The sequence below is a fragment of the Actinoplanes sp. NPDC026619 genome, from assembly GCF_040638295.1.
Classification (GTDB): domain Bacteria; phylum Actinomycetota; class Actinomycetes; order Mycobacteriales; family Micromonosporaceae; genus Actinoplanes.
In genome coordinates this window covers 409132-420751 of sequence record NZ_JBEZYA010000002.1, presented here as the reverse complement: position 1 = coordinate 420751, position 11620 = coordinate 409132, and the positions used below count along the sequence as shown (strand labels likewise).

Genomic DNA, 11620 nt, shown 5'->3' with positions numbered 1-11620 from the left:
GCCGGTCACCCCACGGCATCCCGGCTGGAGCTGGTTAGATGTAGCCGGTGAGCAACCCGTGGGATGAGGAATTCGCGCCGTCGGCCGAGGCCCGCGACACCCTGCTCTGGGCGCAGGCCCGGGGCGCGTCGACGCTGGGTGAGGCGTACGACATGCTCGACGAGCTCGAGCTGAGCAACGACGTTCCGGAAGTGCTGGGCGACGACGGCACGATTGACGGCGTACGCGATGAGCTTGATTTTGGTCTTGAGACCGCCGGCCCGGACAGTTCGCTGTCGGAATTGATCTAGCTCTCGATGACTGTTCGCCGGGAAGTGCGGCGGTTCGTCGAGCTTGGACCGCTGCGGCCGGAGGACGACGAATCCGACGACGCCGACGCGGCGCTGGAGGCGCAGGAGCGTGCGCTGCTCGCGATCCAGCGGCCGGTGACCGACGACGAGGCCGAACTTCTGATCGGCGCGTTCGGGCCGGACAACTGCTTCGGGATGGCCTGGACGCTGCTGCACCTGGTCGAGACGGCGCCGGCGGCCCATCCTCCGGTGCGGCCGGCCGGCGACGCCAACCCGTGGCATGCCCGGCTTTGGCTTCGCTATCAGAACAGTCTGGCAACCGACTGATCACGCGCTCACGGCGAGTGGCCCCTGCAACCACTGATCAATCTCTGCTCTCCGCCGGAGACGGACGATCGGCAGGTCGCCGCGGCGGGCCGAAAGTTCCTCCACGCGACCCGCGGTTCTGCCGTGTGTGTTCCAGGCCCAGCGGACGATGTGGTCCGGGTCGGTGAGGATGGTTCGCAGCGGTGGTTCGACGTTGCCGTTCCACAGCTGTTGCCGCCGGAGACGGCGGAGGAGGGTTCGCCGGACGACCTGGCGCATCACCGTCGTCCGGGGCAGGTCCAGCCAGATCAGCAGGTCGGCGCGGTCGGCGAGGTGGGCGCGGACGGAGTCGTACTGCCATTCGGTCACCCAGCTGGGGCCGGCGCTGAAGCGATGCACGTCGTCCTCGAACTCGGCGCGCCTGGTCCACGACGGGCCGTGGTAGAGACCGTCGATCTCCACATGTGGCGCCCCCAGCAGAACGCCCACGCGAGCAGCAAGCGTCGTCTTCCCCGACCCGGAGGCCCCGGCAACCAGGACTCGCCGGGGCCGCCGCGGCAGGGGCTCGGCAGCGTCGAGTACCGGCACGAGGATCAGGCTAGTCGCGAGCTGTACGCCGCCGTGGCCGGAGCGCGGTTGCCGGTGGCGGATCGAAAAACGGATGGCGTGGCGATGACCGCCGCGTCATCGTGAGTTGTGATCACGATCCAGCGGGTGCGTGTGCGATGGGGCGCGGCAGCACGAAGCGCGCCGCATGCGAATGCCCGCCGCGGTCTGTGCCGTCCCGCGATGCTTCCCGCCCCGCTGCCTGCTGGCGAGGTGCTGGTTCACGACGTGCTTGCCGATGAGAAGGTCGGTTACGTGTCTCACGACGAGGTGCTCACCGGTGACCTGGGGCGGGCCCGCGATGTTGATCTGTGGCTGGAGTTGAAAGGCTCGGAGCTGGTCGTGGATCGGCTGCCGGGCTGGGCGGCGTACCCGCGCCGGAGCGGTCCGGGCCGCCTCTTCACGCTGATGCCGGGGCAGGTCGGCCGCTATCGGGCGAACTTCCGGTTCACGATGACGACCTGCGCCTGCGACCCGAGCTGGTACTACGAGGATTGGGTGGTGCACATCGGGAACGGTGAGGTCGTGGCCGACGGGTTTCAGCGGCGCGAGCCTGACCACAGCGCCGACCACCGAGTTCACCTCTACGGGGGCAGCCGCCGGTGATGAGGAGTCGGGGCGTGGTGCGTGAGTTCTGGGTGGATAACGGGTGGGGGGTCACCGACGGGGCGGCTGTTCCGGGTGGGTGCTGGGTGCATTTCTCGGCGGTCGCGGGGGAGAGGTTCCGGGAGCTGTCGGCGGGGCAGGCGGTGTGGTTTCGGGCTGAGGTCGCGGCGCAGGACGGGTTCGGGTTCCGGGCGGTCAAGGTCTGGAGCGGTGACGTGGAGCCGGGCGGTGTGCCGTCCTCGTCCGGGGACGCCTACCGGAGCACCCTGCGCCTCACCTTCGACGAGCCGGGGAGCGACTAGATTGCTCGGATGAGTCTTCTCGATGACGTGGCCAAGCGTGACGGCTGGCGATGCTGGGTGTGCGACGAGCCGGTCGACGCCGGCATGTCGGTGAACGATCCGCGTGGGCCCAGCGTCGACAGTCGCACCGCGGACCGGAAGGCCAAGGTTGCCGAGCGGCTCGCGCACCGTGCCTGCAACACCCGCAAGGGCGCGGTCAAGGTGGTCATCGCCTGGCCGGACCGGCTGCACGTGGTGGAGCCGGCCCCGCTGATCACCGTGGCCGAGCGGCTCGAGCGCAAGGGCGGCCGTGAGCTGGTCGCCCGCTGCCCGAGCAAGAAGGACGCGCAGGAGGCGGCCGACTGGCTGGTCGACCGGTTCTCCCGGCTGGTGCCCGGCCTGCCGGTGACCGCGAGCGTCGACGCCGGCGGCGGCCAGTTCCTGGTCGCCCTGGCCGCGGGCCGCCGCTGACCCGGCCGGCTACGCGGTGGCGAAAATGCCGGCCGTGCCCATCGTGACTCGGCGGCGGGCGGCGGCCTCGTCGTCGTGGAAGCGGTCGACGGCCCAGGAAAGTGCGAGGACCAACTCGTACACCTCATCGGCCGTTGTGCTCTTGATTGCCTGACCGGATGCCTTTGCCGCGTCGAGGAGGCTGCCGGTTCGCGTCAGCAGCGGGTCGGTGGTCGAGTTCATCGGCGAGGTGGCGTCGTGGTGGGCGGTGGCCAGGCAGTACGGCAGGTCGTGCCAGATGCGTAGTTGCCAGGTCAGCCGGACCAGCCATTCGGCGAGCGCCGCGCGGGGCGGCAGCGCGCGTGACAGGTCGTCGGCCTCGGTCAGCGCGGCGGCGATGCTGGTCTGCATGACCGCGGCGAGCAGGTCGTCGCTCTACCCGTGGCTCGATGAGCAGCTGGCCTCGTTCGTACCCTGATCAAGCCGTTCATGGCAGCCGCAGCCGGGCCTGGACCGGCAGGTGGTCGCTCGGGTATTGAGTGCCGCGGCGGTAGGTGTTCATCAGCGCGGCCACCGTGGTCACGCCCGGTGCGGTGAGGATCCAGTCGTCGCGTTCGCCGTCCGGCACCAGGCGCTGATAGTTGTGGATCGTCTGGTAACCCGGACCGCGGCGCGTCGCGGTGGTCCAGCTGTCGCGATAGCCGGATCGGCCGACCAGGGTGGAGTAGACCTGCGAACTCGGTTGCGCCGCGCTGTTGAAGTCGCCGGTCAGCACGATCGGCAGCGGTTCGAACGCGGCGAGCCGCTGCGCGATGAGCCGGGCCGACCAGCGACGGGCGTTCTCACTCCGGTTGTCCAGGTGGGTGTTGACCGCGTAGAAATGCCGGCCGGTCTCCAGATCGGCGAACAACACCCAGGTCACTATGCGTACGGCGAACGAGCCCCAGCTGATCGACGCGGGCACCTGCGGCGTCTCGGAAAGCCAGAAGCTCCCGGACGTACGCGGCAGCAGCCGCGCCTTGTCGAAGAAGATCGCCGCGTATTCGCCCTTGGTGCGGCCGTCGTTGCGGCCCACGCCGATGTAGTCGTAGCCGGGACCCAGGTCGGCCTTGATGTCACGGAGCTGGGCGACGAGCCCTTCCTGCGTGCCGATCAGGTCGGGCCGTTCGGTGGTCAGCAGCGCCCGCGTCACCGGGCGGCGCTGCGCCCACGAGTTCGGTGTGCGGGTGCTGGCGTACCGAAGGTTGAAGGTCATGACGTCCAGGTCGGCCGGCGCGGCCGGGCCGGCGAGCGCGTCCATTGCGGAGGGCGGCGGCCCGGCGGCCGGCGGAGCCACGACGACGGCGGGCGGAGGTGCGGGTGGCGCCGCCCGGACGGCGTCACCGCCGAACTGCTGGGTGCAGAAGAGAGCGAGTGCCGTCAGGATCATCGACCGCCGACCGAGAGACACGGCCCGACCATAACGTGCCATCCTGTGCGAACCTGTCCGGCACCACGGGGAGCCACATGTTCGACCTGCCCGACCAGAGCACGTTCTGGGACGACTTCCTGTCCTTCTTGAAGGCTTTACGACCCGAGGGCGTGCTGTCATGACCGGTGGACCGGCTCGCTTCGGCGGGCGAGACGATGTTGAGCTGGCGGTCGTGCTGGACTGCTTCGACCTCAAGCGGTCGGCGACCTTCTGGTGCGGCGTGCTCGGCTACCGGGCGGAGCCGAGCTCACCGGGTCGCTACCAGCAGCTGATGCCGGCCGACGGCAACGGCGTCGAGCTGCTGCTCCAGCGGGTGCCCGAGCCCAAGTCCGGAAAGAACCGGCTGCACCTGGACCTCCGGGTCCCCGACCTCGACGTCGAGGTCGCGCGGCTGGTGGCCCTGGGCGCCCAGCGCGTCACCACCGATCCCCTCGACGAGTACGGCTGGGTCTGGCACGTGCTCGCCGACCCGGACGGCAATGAGTTCTGCGTGCTCCAGCCGCCGCGCGAGCCCTCAGTCTGAGGCGGCCCGTGCTCGCTGCGCCAGGCCGTCCGCGATCATGGCCAGCCCGGCTTCGAAGGCCGAGTCGTGGTCGATCCTGGGGAGTTCGGCGTCGCGCAGTGCGCCGGCCTCGGCCTGCTCCTCCAGGACGCTGCCGACGGTGAAGCGGCTCGCGGCGAGCATCGCCATCTGCGCGTCGCGCTCGGGCAGGCCGGAACCGATCAGGAACGCCATCTTGTGGGCGATCCGGCCGAGGTCCGCCGCCCCGGGGAGCAGCCCGGCGTGCAGGCGGGCGCCGTCGCGGCGGATCAGCAGGGTGCGCCGGAAGTCGCGGTGGTTGTCGAGGAACCAGTCACGCCAGTCGTCACCGGGCGACGGAAGCGCAGCGGCCGCGTGCGGCAGCATGGCCGCCTCCGCCATGGCGGCGAGCAGCTCCTCCTTCTTGCCGAAGTGCCAATAGAGCGACGGCTGCTCGACACCGAGCCGCCTCGCCAGGCGCCTCGTGCTGACCGACTCCAGGCCGACCTCGTCGAGCAGATCGAGCGCCTCGGCGATGACGGTTTCCCGGTTGAGCTTGGTCACGTTGACAATCTATCGGTGATAGGTGACCGTGTAAAGCGGGTCAACTATCACCGATAGATTTTGGGGTGGACGACATGAAGATCCTCATCTGTGGCGGCGGAATCGCTGGTCAGGCACTTGCCTACTGGCTCGCTCGCGGTGGCCACCGGGTCACCGTCGTCGAACGTTTCCCCGGGCTGCGAGACACCGGCGCCCAGGTCGACCTTCGCGGCCAGGGCATCGATGCCATCGAGCGGATGGGCCTGCTCGACGTGGTCCGCAGCCGGCTGGTGGACGAGGCCGGCGTCGCCTTCGTGAACGCCAGGGGCCGGGCGCGGGCGACGATCATGGCCAACACCTCCGGGCGCGGCCGGCAGTCCCTGACGTCCGAGTACGAGATCATGCGCGGAGACCTGGTTCGCATCCTCCACGATGCGACGAAAGACGACGCCGAGTACGTCTTCGGCGTCAGCGCCGACCGTTTCGAGCAGGACGGGCAACGCGTCGTCGCACACTTCTCCGACGGCTCGTCCGGCGAGTTCGACCTCCTCGTCGGGGCGGACGGGCAGGGGTCGCGCGTTCGCCGGGCGATCCAGCCGGCCGGCTCGCCCGAGCCGTACTGGCGAGTGGGCATCCACATGGCCTACTGGTTCGTGCCGCGCATCGCGTCGGACACCAACATCCGCGACACGTACCTCGCCTCCGCCGGCCGCATGATCATGCGCCGGAGCCACAACCCGGCCGACACCCAGGCCTACTTCGTGTTGCGGGAGGAGTCCGCGGAAGCCTCAGCCGTCCACCGGGAGTCCACCGACCGGCAGAAGCAGTTCTGGGCCGCCCGCTTCCGGGACGCGGGATGGCAGGCCGACCGGTTCATCGACGGCATGGCGACGACCCCGAGCTTCTACTCGCAGGAAGTGCTGCAGGTGCGCACGGACACCTGGTCCGACGGGCGCGTCGTCCTGGTCGGCGACGCCGCGCACTGCGCCTCGCCGTACAGCGGAATGGGCATTTCCGGGGGTTTGGTCGGCGCTTACGTCCTGGCCGGCGAGATCAACCGCAACCCACGCGACCTGCCCCGCGCGCTGGCGAACTACGACACCACACTGCGCCCGTTCGTCGACGCGATCCAGGCCGGGGTGAAGCCGAACCTGCTGAAGCTGGGCATGCCCACGAGCCGGCTGGGAGTGGAGGCGTTCCTCGACGCCACCGCGCTGGCCAGCTTCCTGCGCATCCCCGACCTGGTGGCGAGGTTGTCGACGGAGGACCGAGGCGGCGCCTGGCAACTGCCGAAATACGAGTGAGGCAAACATCGGTGCACTGCTCTCACTTTGCCGGCTGGCGACCGGGGGATCGCTATCGTCGGGGCCATGAGTGACGTCAAGCAAGGGCTGTCGCGGCTGCGGTTCGTCAAGGTGGTCAACGGCTGTGTCGCCCGGCTGACCGTCTCGCCGCGGTGGGGGCGGCTGGTGGGCCGCGGGATCGCGATGCTGACCTACACCGGCCGCAAGTCGGGGCGGACCTTCACCATCCCGATCGGCTACCGGCGAACCGCCGACGGCATCCTGATCACGGTGGCGATGCCCGACTCCAAGACCTGGTGGCGCAACTTCCTCCGCGACGGCGGCCCCCTGTCCGTACGGCTGGACGGGGTCGACCGGCAAGGCCACGCGGTGGCCCGGCGCGACGAGCGGGGCCGGGTCACGGTCGACGTGCGGCTAGCACCGGCCGATGCGGGGGAGTGAGGACGGCGCCGAAATCACCGTCCCGCAGTCCTTCCGGGACATGCCGCGCTGGTGGCGAGGGGGCACGGATTGGCTCGATGAGCTGCCGGGCCGAGCCCGCACCTATGGCGAGCGCTGGCACCTGACGATCACCGGCGAGATGACCCACGGCTCCAACGCCGCGATCATCCCGGTCACCCGAGCCGGCGAACGTCTCGTCCTGCGCCTGGAGCCCCCAAGCCCCGCAGTGGCCGCCCATGCGGAGGCCTTGCGCTTCTGGAACGGCCGAGGCACCGTCCAACTGATCGACGCCGACGTCAATGGCGGCGCGATGTTGCTGGAGCAACTGGGCGCATCACTGCACACGTTGCCGGTAACCGAGGCCATCCCCATCCTCGGCCGAATGATGCGTCGCCTGGCAATCAAGGCCCCGCAACAAGCCCCGAACACCGCAGACGTGATCGCGAAGAGACTGCCGACGCTGCCGACGGAATGGGAGCGCCACGGCCGCCCGTTCCCCGAAACCACCCTGCACCGGGCGCTGAAAGCCGGCGCGAGCCTGGCAAGGACCGAGTCCCAGCTGGCGGTGAACGGCGACCTGCACTCGGCGCAGATCCTCCGCGGCACCCGGGAGCCCTGGCTGACGGTAGACCCGGTGCTGATGCGCGGCGACATCGATTACGACCTGGCCCGACTGCTGTGGACCCGAATAGACGAGATGCCGGCCCCGACCGACATTCTCCAAAACTTCGAGTCGGCAGTGGCCGCCGCCGAACTCACCCGCGACCAAGCCCGAGACTGCCTGATCTACCGCACCACCGACTACTGGCTGTGGTCCCTGACCGCAGGCCTGACGGAGGACCCCCAACGCTGCCAGCGCCTGCTGACGCCGTTCACCGAAGCCTGATCAGCGCAACCGGCGAGGTGCGTCGCATGACCCACCACAGGGCCCGGCCGGGCGTCAGCCGGCGACGATCCGTTTGACGAAGCCGTGCAGGTTCGTCATCGCCCGGTCGATGCGCTCGTCGAGGGAGAGCGTCTCCTCGTGGCGGATCAGGCGGCCCCGGGGCTGGCGCTTCCCGCGCAGATAGAGGGAGCAGGCCAGGTCGGAGCAGATGTAGTCGCCGACCGAGTTGCCCTGGCGGCCGGCCGCCCCGGCGAGCGGGGCCACGAACAGCGTGACACCGTCGGACGTGTGGCCGGTCAGGCAGACGCGGCACATGCTGGAGCGCATCGCGCTGGTGCGGCGGGAGTCGGGGCGGCGCAGCAGGATGCCGACCGGGCCGGTGTCCATCGGGACCACCATCAGCGCCCGCTGCGGGGCGGCCGGGTCGGTCCAGCCGACGAAGTCGAGGTTGTTCCAGGGGAGAACCGCCAGGTCAGCGGGCATCTTGATGCGGCCGGCCTCGCCCTTGCTGCAGTTGACGAAGCTGGCGCGGATCTGTTGCTCGGTGAGTGGTTCCATCGCGCGAACGTATCGGATCATCCGGCGACCGGCAGCCCAATAAAGGGGCTCAGTAGTGACGTATCGAAAAACTTCGTTAAGTCTATTTACTGTTAACAATCCTTAACTTATGTTCGGGTGAACGCCGCCCCCGCCCATGAAGAGCTAACTACCCCCAAGGAGTCCTTCATGAGACGTAGGTTCACCCTGCCCGCCCTGAGCATCGCGGCGATCGTCGCCTCGCTCCTGGTCGCCGTGGCCCCCGCCTCGGCCCACGGCTACATCTCATCCCCGCCCAGCCGCCAGGCCAACTGTGCCAGCGGCGCGGTCGCCAACTGCGGCGACATCGTCTACGAGCCGCAGAGCGTCGAGGCGCCCAAGGGCTCGACCCAGTGCAACGGCGGCGGCAGCCGGTTCACCGTGCTGAACGACACCTCCAAGGCGTGGCCGGCCGCGAGTGTGGGCCAGACCGTCACGTTCAACTGGGTGCTCACCGCCCGGCACTCCACCACCACGTGGGAGTACTTCATCGGTGGCACCCTGCTGGCCAGCTTCAACGACGGCGGCGCCCAGCCGGGCGCCACCAAGTCGCACACGGTCAGCATGAAGGGCTTCACCGGCCGGCAGACGGTGCTCGCCCGGTGGAACATCGCGGACACGGTGAACGCGTTCTACTCCTGCGTCGACCTCAACATCGGCGGCGGCAGCACCACCACGCCCACCACGCCGCCGACGACCACCCCCACCACCGCCCCGACGACCAAGCCGCCGACGACCGCCCCGACGACGGCTCCGACCACCGCGCCGCCGAGCACCGGCACGTGGACGGCCGGCACCGCCTACAAGGTCGGTGACGTGGTCACCTACAACGGCGCCTCGTACCGCTGCCGGCAGGCGCACACCGCGCTGGCCGGCTGGGAGCCGCCGAACGTCCCGGCCCTGTGGCAAGCCGTCTGATCCGGATCGCGCTGATCCTGGCGCTGGTCGCCGGCTGCTCGGAACAGCAGCCGGCGGCCGGCCCGCCCCTGTTCAACGACGTCGACGTGATGTTCCTGCAGATGGGAATCGCGCAGATCGCCGAGGGTGACCAGGTGGCCGAGCTGGCCGAACAGCGCGCCGGTGATGTCGAGGTCAAAAAAGTCGCGACAGAGCTGCGGGCCCAGTGGCGCGAGGAGGACGGCACCATGCGGCGCTGGCTTCTCGGCTGGCAGCAGCCGCTCACCGCGGATCCGGAAGCCGGGGCCCACGCGGGGCACGGCGAGCTGCATATGTTGCGGCCGTCCGACATCGGCGAGCTGCGCTCGGACACCAGGACATTTGACCGTACGGCGGTGAGCCTGCTCCTGGGTCACCTGGGCAACTGTGTCGAGACGTCCAGGATGGAGGAGTCCGGCGGAGCGTATCCGCCCGCCCGTACCCTCGCCGCGACCGTGACCACCCGCCGCCAGAGCCAGATCCAGCGTCTCCTGAAATTCGCTGCCGCCGGCGGCTGAACCCTGCCCAGGGTGGTCGGATGCCGCAGCTGATCAAGCCGACCACCCGCCTGTACGACGCCTGGCTGGAGTCGCGCCAGGAGTGGGGCCGGGGCGTTCATCAGGACGGCGCCGGTCTCCGCACCACCGACGAGGTGGACACGCCCGAGGGTTTCGCCCGCTGGATCGCGCGCCTGCATGCCGACGAGGACGTGACCGCCCCGGTCGAGCCGGGCTGGGTGCACTGCACCTATCGGTGGATCGTCGAGGACGTACGGAAGGGCACCCGCCGGTACTGGCTTCCAATTTCGTGATAAATCCGTTTTGGGGAGGCTGGGGCGGGAACCCTGAGGTCGTCCGACCAACGGGGGGTAAGCCATGAAAGCTGTCGTGTACGAGGGGCCGCGCAAGGTCACGGTGAAGGACATTCCGGACGCGAAGATCGAACGTCCCACCGATGTCCTGGTCCGCGTCACCACCACCAACATCTGCGGGTCCGACCTGCACATGTACGAGGGGCGCACCAGCTTCGAGAAGGGCCGGGTCTTCGGGCACGAGAACCTCGGCGAGGTGATCGAGGTCGGCACCGCGGTCGACAAGATCAAGGTCGGCGATCCGGTGGTGCTGCCGTTCAACGTCTCGTGCGGGTTCTGCGGGAACTGCGAGCGCGGCCTCACCAACTACTGCCTGACCACCCAGCCCGACCCCAAGCTGGCCGGCGCCGCCTACGGCTTCGCCGACATGGGGCCGTGGCAGGGCGGGCAGGCCGAGCTGCTGCGCGTGCCGTACGCCGACCACAACTGCCTGCGCCTCGGCGAGGACGCCTGGGAGGCGCAGACCGACTACGTGATGCTGGCCGACATCTTCCCGACCGGTTACCACGCCACCGAGCTGGCCGGCGTGCGGCCGGGCGACAAGACGGTGATCTTCGGCGGCGGCCCGGTCGGGCTGATGGCCGCCTACTCCGCCGTCCTCCGCGGCGCCAGCCGGGTCTGGGTCGTCGACCGGCACCCGGACCGCCTCGCGCTGGCCGAGAAGATCGGCGCGATCCCGATCGACGACTCGGTGGTCGACCCGGTCGAATACATCCTGGGCGAGACCAAGGGCCTCGGCGCCGACAATGGCTGCGAGTGCGTCGGTTACCAGGCGCACGACCCGCAGGGGAACGAGCAGCCCAACCTCGTACTCAATCAGCTTGTTGCGGCCGTTCGTTACGCCGGGCAGATCGGCGTCGTCGGGGTTTACGTGCCGGCGGATCCGAAGGCCAAGGACAAGCTCGCCAAGAAGGGTCAGCTCGCCTTCGACTACGGCCTGCACTGGCAGAAGGGTCAGACGATGGGCACCGGCCAGTGCCCGGTCAAGCGTTACAACCGGGCGCTGCGCGACCTGATCGCCGAGGGGCGGGCCAATCCGTCGTTCATCGTCTCGCATGAGCTGACCCTCGACCGGGCGCCCGAGGGCTACGTGCACTTCGACGGCCGCGACGAGGGCTGGACCAAGGTTGTGCTGCACCCCGGCAAGGCCTGATAACGACCTGTGGGCCGTGGTGATCCGTGCCACGGCCGGTAGGTCTTTGCACAGAGTGCGCTGAGAACAGGCTTATCTGTTCCTCAGGTTGCGTTTCTAGCGTCGTGAGCACGCTGGCAACCAGAGGGGAAACGGCATGCTCTACGCCTCGACCAGGCTCAATGCGCCCAACGATCAGAAGGTGTTCGTCGACACCAGCGGGCGCCGGCGGCGGCTGCTCGCGGTGGCCGGGATGGTCGCCGCGGCGGCCGCGGTGCTCTATATCGGCGTCGTCGGGGTGAGCGTGCTGCAGGCGCCGCAGACCGGCCTGACCACCCGTGGCACGGTGCACGGCACGCCCGCGGCGACGACGACCGCGAAGGCGAGGAACGGCGGCTGAG

At 69.4% G+C, this 11620-nt stretch carries 19 protein-coding genes; 14 read left to right on the top strand and 5 right to left on the bottom strand.

Features of this window, described 5'->3' with window-relative positions:
- Window positions 1-47 precede the first annotated feature (47 nt).
- Together AB0E90_RS07135 and AB0E90_RS07130 are read left to right on the top strand one after the other, a co-directional pair.
- Window positions 48-290, top strand: coding sequence for a hypothetical protein (locus AB0E90_RS07135; RefSeq protein ID WP_360400583.1), 243 nt, complete (start codon window positions 48-50; stop codon window positions 288-290).
- Window positions 291-296: 6 nt separating this feature from the next.
- Window positions 297-617, top strand: coding sequence for a hypothetical protein (locus AB0E90_RS07130; RefSeq protein ID WP_360400580.1), 321 nt, complete (start codon window positions 297-299; stop codon window positions 615-617).
- Here AB0E90_RS07130 and AB0E90_RS07125 read toward each other — a convergent pair whose 3' ends face one another.
- On the bottom strand, window positions 618-1184 hold the full coding sequence (locus AB0E90_RS07125; RefSeq protein ID WP_360400577.1) for an AAA family ATPase: 567 nt from the start codon (window positions 1182-1184) through the stop codon (window positions 618-620). It abuts the gene before it with no gap.
- Window positions 1185-1385: 201 nt separating this feature from the next.
- On the opposite strand from AB0E90_RS07125, the gene AB0E90_RS07120 reads away from it, so the two are divergent.
- The 3 genes from AB0E90_RS07120 to AB0E90_RS07110 are packed head-to-tail and all read left to right on the top strand — an operon-like array spanning window position 1386 to window position 2560.
- On the top strand, window positions 1386-1808 hold the full coding sequence (locus AB0E90_RS07120; RefSeq protein ID WP_360400575.1) for a hypothetical protein: 423 nt from the start codon (window positions 1386-1388) through the stop codon (window positions 1806-1808).
- A 14-nt stretch (window positions 1809-1822) separates the two neighbouring features.
- The gene (locus tag AB0E90_RS07115; protein ID WP_360400573.1) at window positions 1823-2110 is read left to right on the top strand and encodes a cold shock domain-containing protein; all 288 of its coding nucleotides are present in this window, start codon (window positions 1823-1825) and stop codon (window positions 2108-2110) included.
- 9 nt (window positions 2111-2119) lie between these two features.
- The gene (locus tag AB0E90_RS07110) at window positions 2120-2560 is read left to right on the top strand and encodes a hypothetical protein (RefSeq protein WP_360400570.1); all 441 of its coding nucleotides are present in this window, start codon (window positions 2120-2122) and stop codon (window positions 2558-2560) included.
- Between the two features lie 9 nt (window positions 2561-2569).
- Here the strand turns inward: AB0E90_RS07110 and AB0E90_RS07105 are convergent, their stop codons facing one another.
- Together AB0E90_RS07105 and AB0E90_RS07100 are read right to left on the bottom strand one after the other, a co-directional pair.
- Window positions 2570-2950, bottom strand: a complete 381-nt coding sequence (locus tag AB0E90_RS07105) for a hypothetical protein (RefSeq protein WP_360400567.1) — start codon at window positions 2948-2950, stop codon at window positions 2570-2572.
- A 76-nt stretch (window positions 2951-3026) separates the two neighbouring features.
- A complete protein-coding gene (locus tag AB0E90_RS07100) occupies window positions 3027-3989 on the bottom strand; it encodes an endonuclease/exonuclease/phosphatase family protein (RefSeq protein ID WP_360400564.1) in 963 nt (320 codons plus the stop codon).
- 139 nt (window positions 3990-4128) lie between these two features.
- On the opposite strand from AB0E90_RS07100, the gene AB0E90_RS07095 reads away from it, so the two are divergent.
- Window positions 4129-4533 (top strand): VOC family protein, encoded by a 405-nt coding sequence (locus AB0E90_RS07095; protein WP_360400561.1) that lies wholly within the window; start codon window positions 4129-4131, stop codon window positions 4531-4533.
- On the opposite strand, the gene AB0E90_RS07090 is transcribed toward AB0E90_RS07095, so the two are convergent.
- Window positions 4525-5094 carry a TetR/AcrR family transcriptional regulator C-terminal domain-containing protein gene (locus AB0E90_RS07090; RefSeq protein WP_360400558.1) on the bottom strand — a complete coding sequence of 190 codons (570 nt, stop codon included), beginning with the start codon at window positions 5092-5094 and terminating at the stop codon, window positions 4525-4527. The two genes, AB0E90_RS07095 and AB0E90_RS07090, sit on opposite strands and share 9 nt — an antisense overlap.
- A 74-nt stretch (window positions 5095-5168) precedes the next feature.
- On the opposite strand from AB0E90_RS07090, the gene AB0E90_RS07085 reads away from it, so the two are divergent.
- The 3 genes from AB0E90_RS07085 (at window position 5169) to AB0E90_RS07075 (ending at window position 7704) form a co-directional block, all read left to right on the top strand.
- The gene (locus AB0E90_RS07085) at window positions 5169-6377 is read left to right on the top strand and encodes an FAD-dependent oxidoreductase (protein WP_360400555.1); all 1209 of its coding nucleotides are present in this window, start codon (window positions 5169-5171) and stop codon (window positions 6375-6377) included.
- Window positions 6378-6443: 66 nt separating this feature from the next.
- Window positions 6444-6818, top strand: coding sequence for a nitroreductase/quinone reductase family protein (locus AB0E90_RS07080; RefSeq protein WP_360400552.1), 375 nt, complete (start codon window positions 6444-6446; stop codon window positions 6816-6818).
- Window positions 6805-7704 (top strand): aminoglycoside phosphotransferase family protein, encoded by a 900-nt coding sequence (locus AB0E90_RS07075; RefSeq protein ID WP_360400549.1) that lies wholly within the window; start codon window positions 6805-6807, stop codon window positions 7702-7704. The genes AB0E90_RS07080 and AB0E90_RS07075 overlap by 14 nt, the downstream gene beginning before the upstream one ends.
- 54 nt (window positions 7705-7758) lie before the next feature.
- Here AB0E90_RS07075 and AB0E90_RS07070 read toward each other — a convergent pair whose 3' ends face one another.
- Window positions 7759-8262 (bottom strand): FBP domain-containing protein, encoded by a 504-nt coding sequence (locus AB0E90_RS07070; protein WP_360400546.1) that lies wholly within the window; start codon window positions 8260-8262, stop codon window positions 7759-7761.
- A gap of 168 nt (window positions 8263-8430) precedes the next feature.
- Between AB0E90_RS07070 and AB0E90_RS07065 the strand changes: the two genes are divergently transcribed.
- The 5 genes from AB0E90_RS07065 to AB0E90_RS07045 all read left to right on the top strand — a co-directional run bounded on the left by AB0E90_RS07065 (window position 8431) and on the right by AB0E90_RS07045 (window position 11619).
- Window positions 8431-9198, top strand: coding sequence for a lytic polysaccharide monooxygenase (locus tag AB0E90_RS07065; protein ID WP_360400543.1), 768 nt, complete (start codon window positions 8431-8433; stop codon window positions 9196-9198).
- Window positions 9183-9734 (top strand): DUF305 domain-containing protein, encoded by a 552-nt coding sequence (locus AB0E90_RS07060; protein ID WP_360400540.1) that lies wholly within the window; start codon window positions 9183-9185, stop codon window positions 9732-9734. Before AB0E90_RS07065 ends, AB0E90_RS07060 begins: the two co-directional genes overlap by 16 nt.
- A gap of 20 nt (window positions 9735-9754) precedes the next feature.
- Window positions 9755-10027 (top strand): hypothetical protein, encoded by a 273-nt coding sequence (locus AB0E90_RS07055; protein ID WP_360400537.1) that lies wholly within the window; start codon window positions 9755-9757, stop codon window positions 10025-10027.
- A gap of 64 nt (window positions 10028-10091) precedes the next feature.
- Complete coding sequence (locus tag AB0E90_RS07050; protein WP_360400534.1) at window positions 10092-11240, top strand: glutathione-independent formaldehyde dehydrogenase; 1149 nt, start codon at window positions 10092-10094, stop codon at window positions 11238-11240.
- Between the two features lie 136 nt (window positions 11241-11376).
- On the top strand, window positions 11377-11619 hold the full coding sequence (locus AB0E90_RS07045) for a hypothetical protein (protein WP_360400531.1): 243 nt from the start codon (window positions 11377-11379) through the stop codon (window positions 11617-11619).
- Window position 11620: the final 1 nt, after the last annotated feature.

Excerpts from the sequence above, each read along its gene's own strand:
- AB0E90_RS07130 (WP_360400580.1), top strand. The coding sequence starts at position 297 with ATGACTGTTCGCCGGGAAGTGCGGCGGTTCGTCGAGCTTGGACCGCTG.
- AB0E90_RS07120 (WP_360400575.1), top strand. The coding sequence starts at position 1,386 with ATGCTTCCCGCCCCGCTGCCTGCTGGCGAGGTGCTGGTTCACGACGTG.
- AB0E90_RS07110 (WP_360400570.1), top strand. The coding sequence starts at position 2,120 with ATGAGTCTTCTCGATGACGTGGCCAAGCGTGACGGCTGGCGATGCTGG.
- AB0E90_RS07105 (WP_360400567.1), bottom strand. The coding sequence starts at position 2,950 with ATGCAGACCAGCATCGCCGCCGCGCTGACCGAGGCCGACGACCTGTCA.
- AB0E90_RS07095 (WP_360400561.1), top strand. The coding sequence starts at position 4,129 with ATGACCGGTGGACCGGCTCGCTTCGGCGGGCGAGACGATGTTGAGCTG.
- AB0E90_RS07085 (WP_360400555.1), top strand. The coding sequence starts at position 5,169 with ATGAAGATCCTCATCTGTGGCGGCGGAATCGCTGGTCAGGCACTTGCC.
- AB0E90_RS07080 (WP_360400552.1), top strand. The coding sequence starts at position 6,444 with ATGAGTGACGTCAAGCAAGGGCTGTCGCGGCTGCGGTTCGTCAAGGTG.
- AB0E90_RS07075 (WP_360400549.1), top strand. The coding sequence starts at position 6,805 with ATGCGGGGGAGTGAGGACGGCGCCGAAATCACCGTCCCGCAGTCCTTC.
- AB0E90_RS07070 (WP_360400546.1), bottom strand. The coding sequence starts at position 8,262 with ATGGAACCACTCACCGAGCAACAGATCCGCGCCAGCTTCGTCAACTGC.
- AB0E90_RS07065 (WP_360400543.1), top strand. The coding sequence starts at position 8,431 with ATGAGACGTAGGTTCACCCTGCCCGCCCTGAGCATCGCGGCGATCGTC.
- AB0E90_RS07055 (WP_360400537.1), top strand. The coding sequence starts at position 9,755 with ATGCCGCAGCTGATCAAGCCGACCACCCGCCTGTACGACGCCTGGCTG.
- AB0E90_RS07050 (WP_360400534.1), top strand. The coding sequence starts at position 10,092 with ATGAAAGCTGTCGTGTACGAGGGGCCGCGCAAGGTCACGGTGAAGGAC.
- AB0E90_RS07045 (WP_360400531.1), top strand. The coding sequence starts at position 11,377 with ATGCTCTACGCCTCGACCAGGCTCAATGCGCCCAACGATCAGAAGGTG.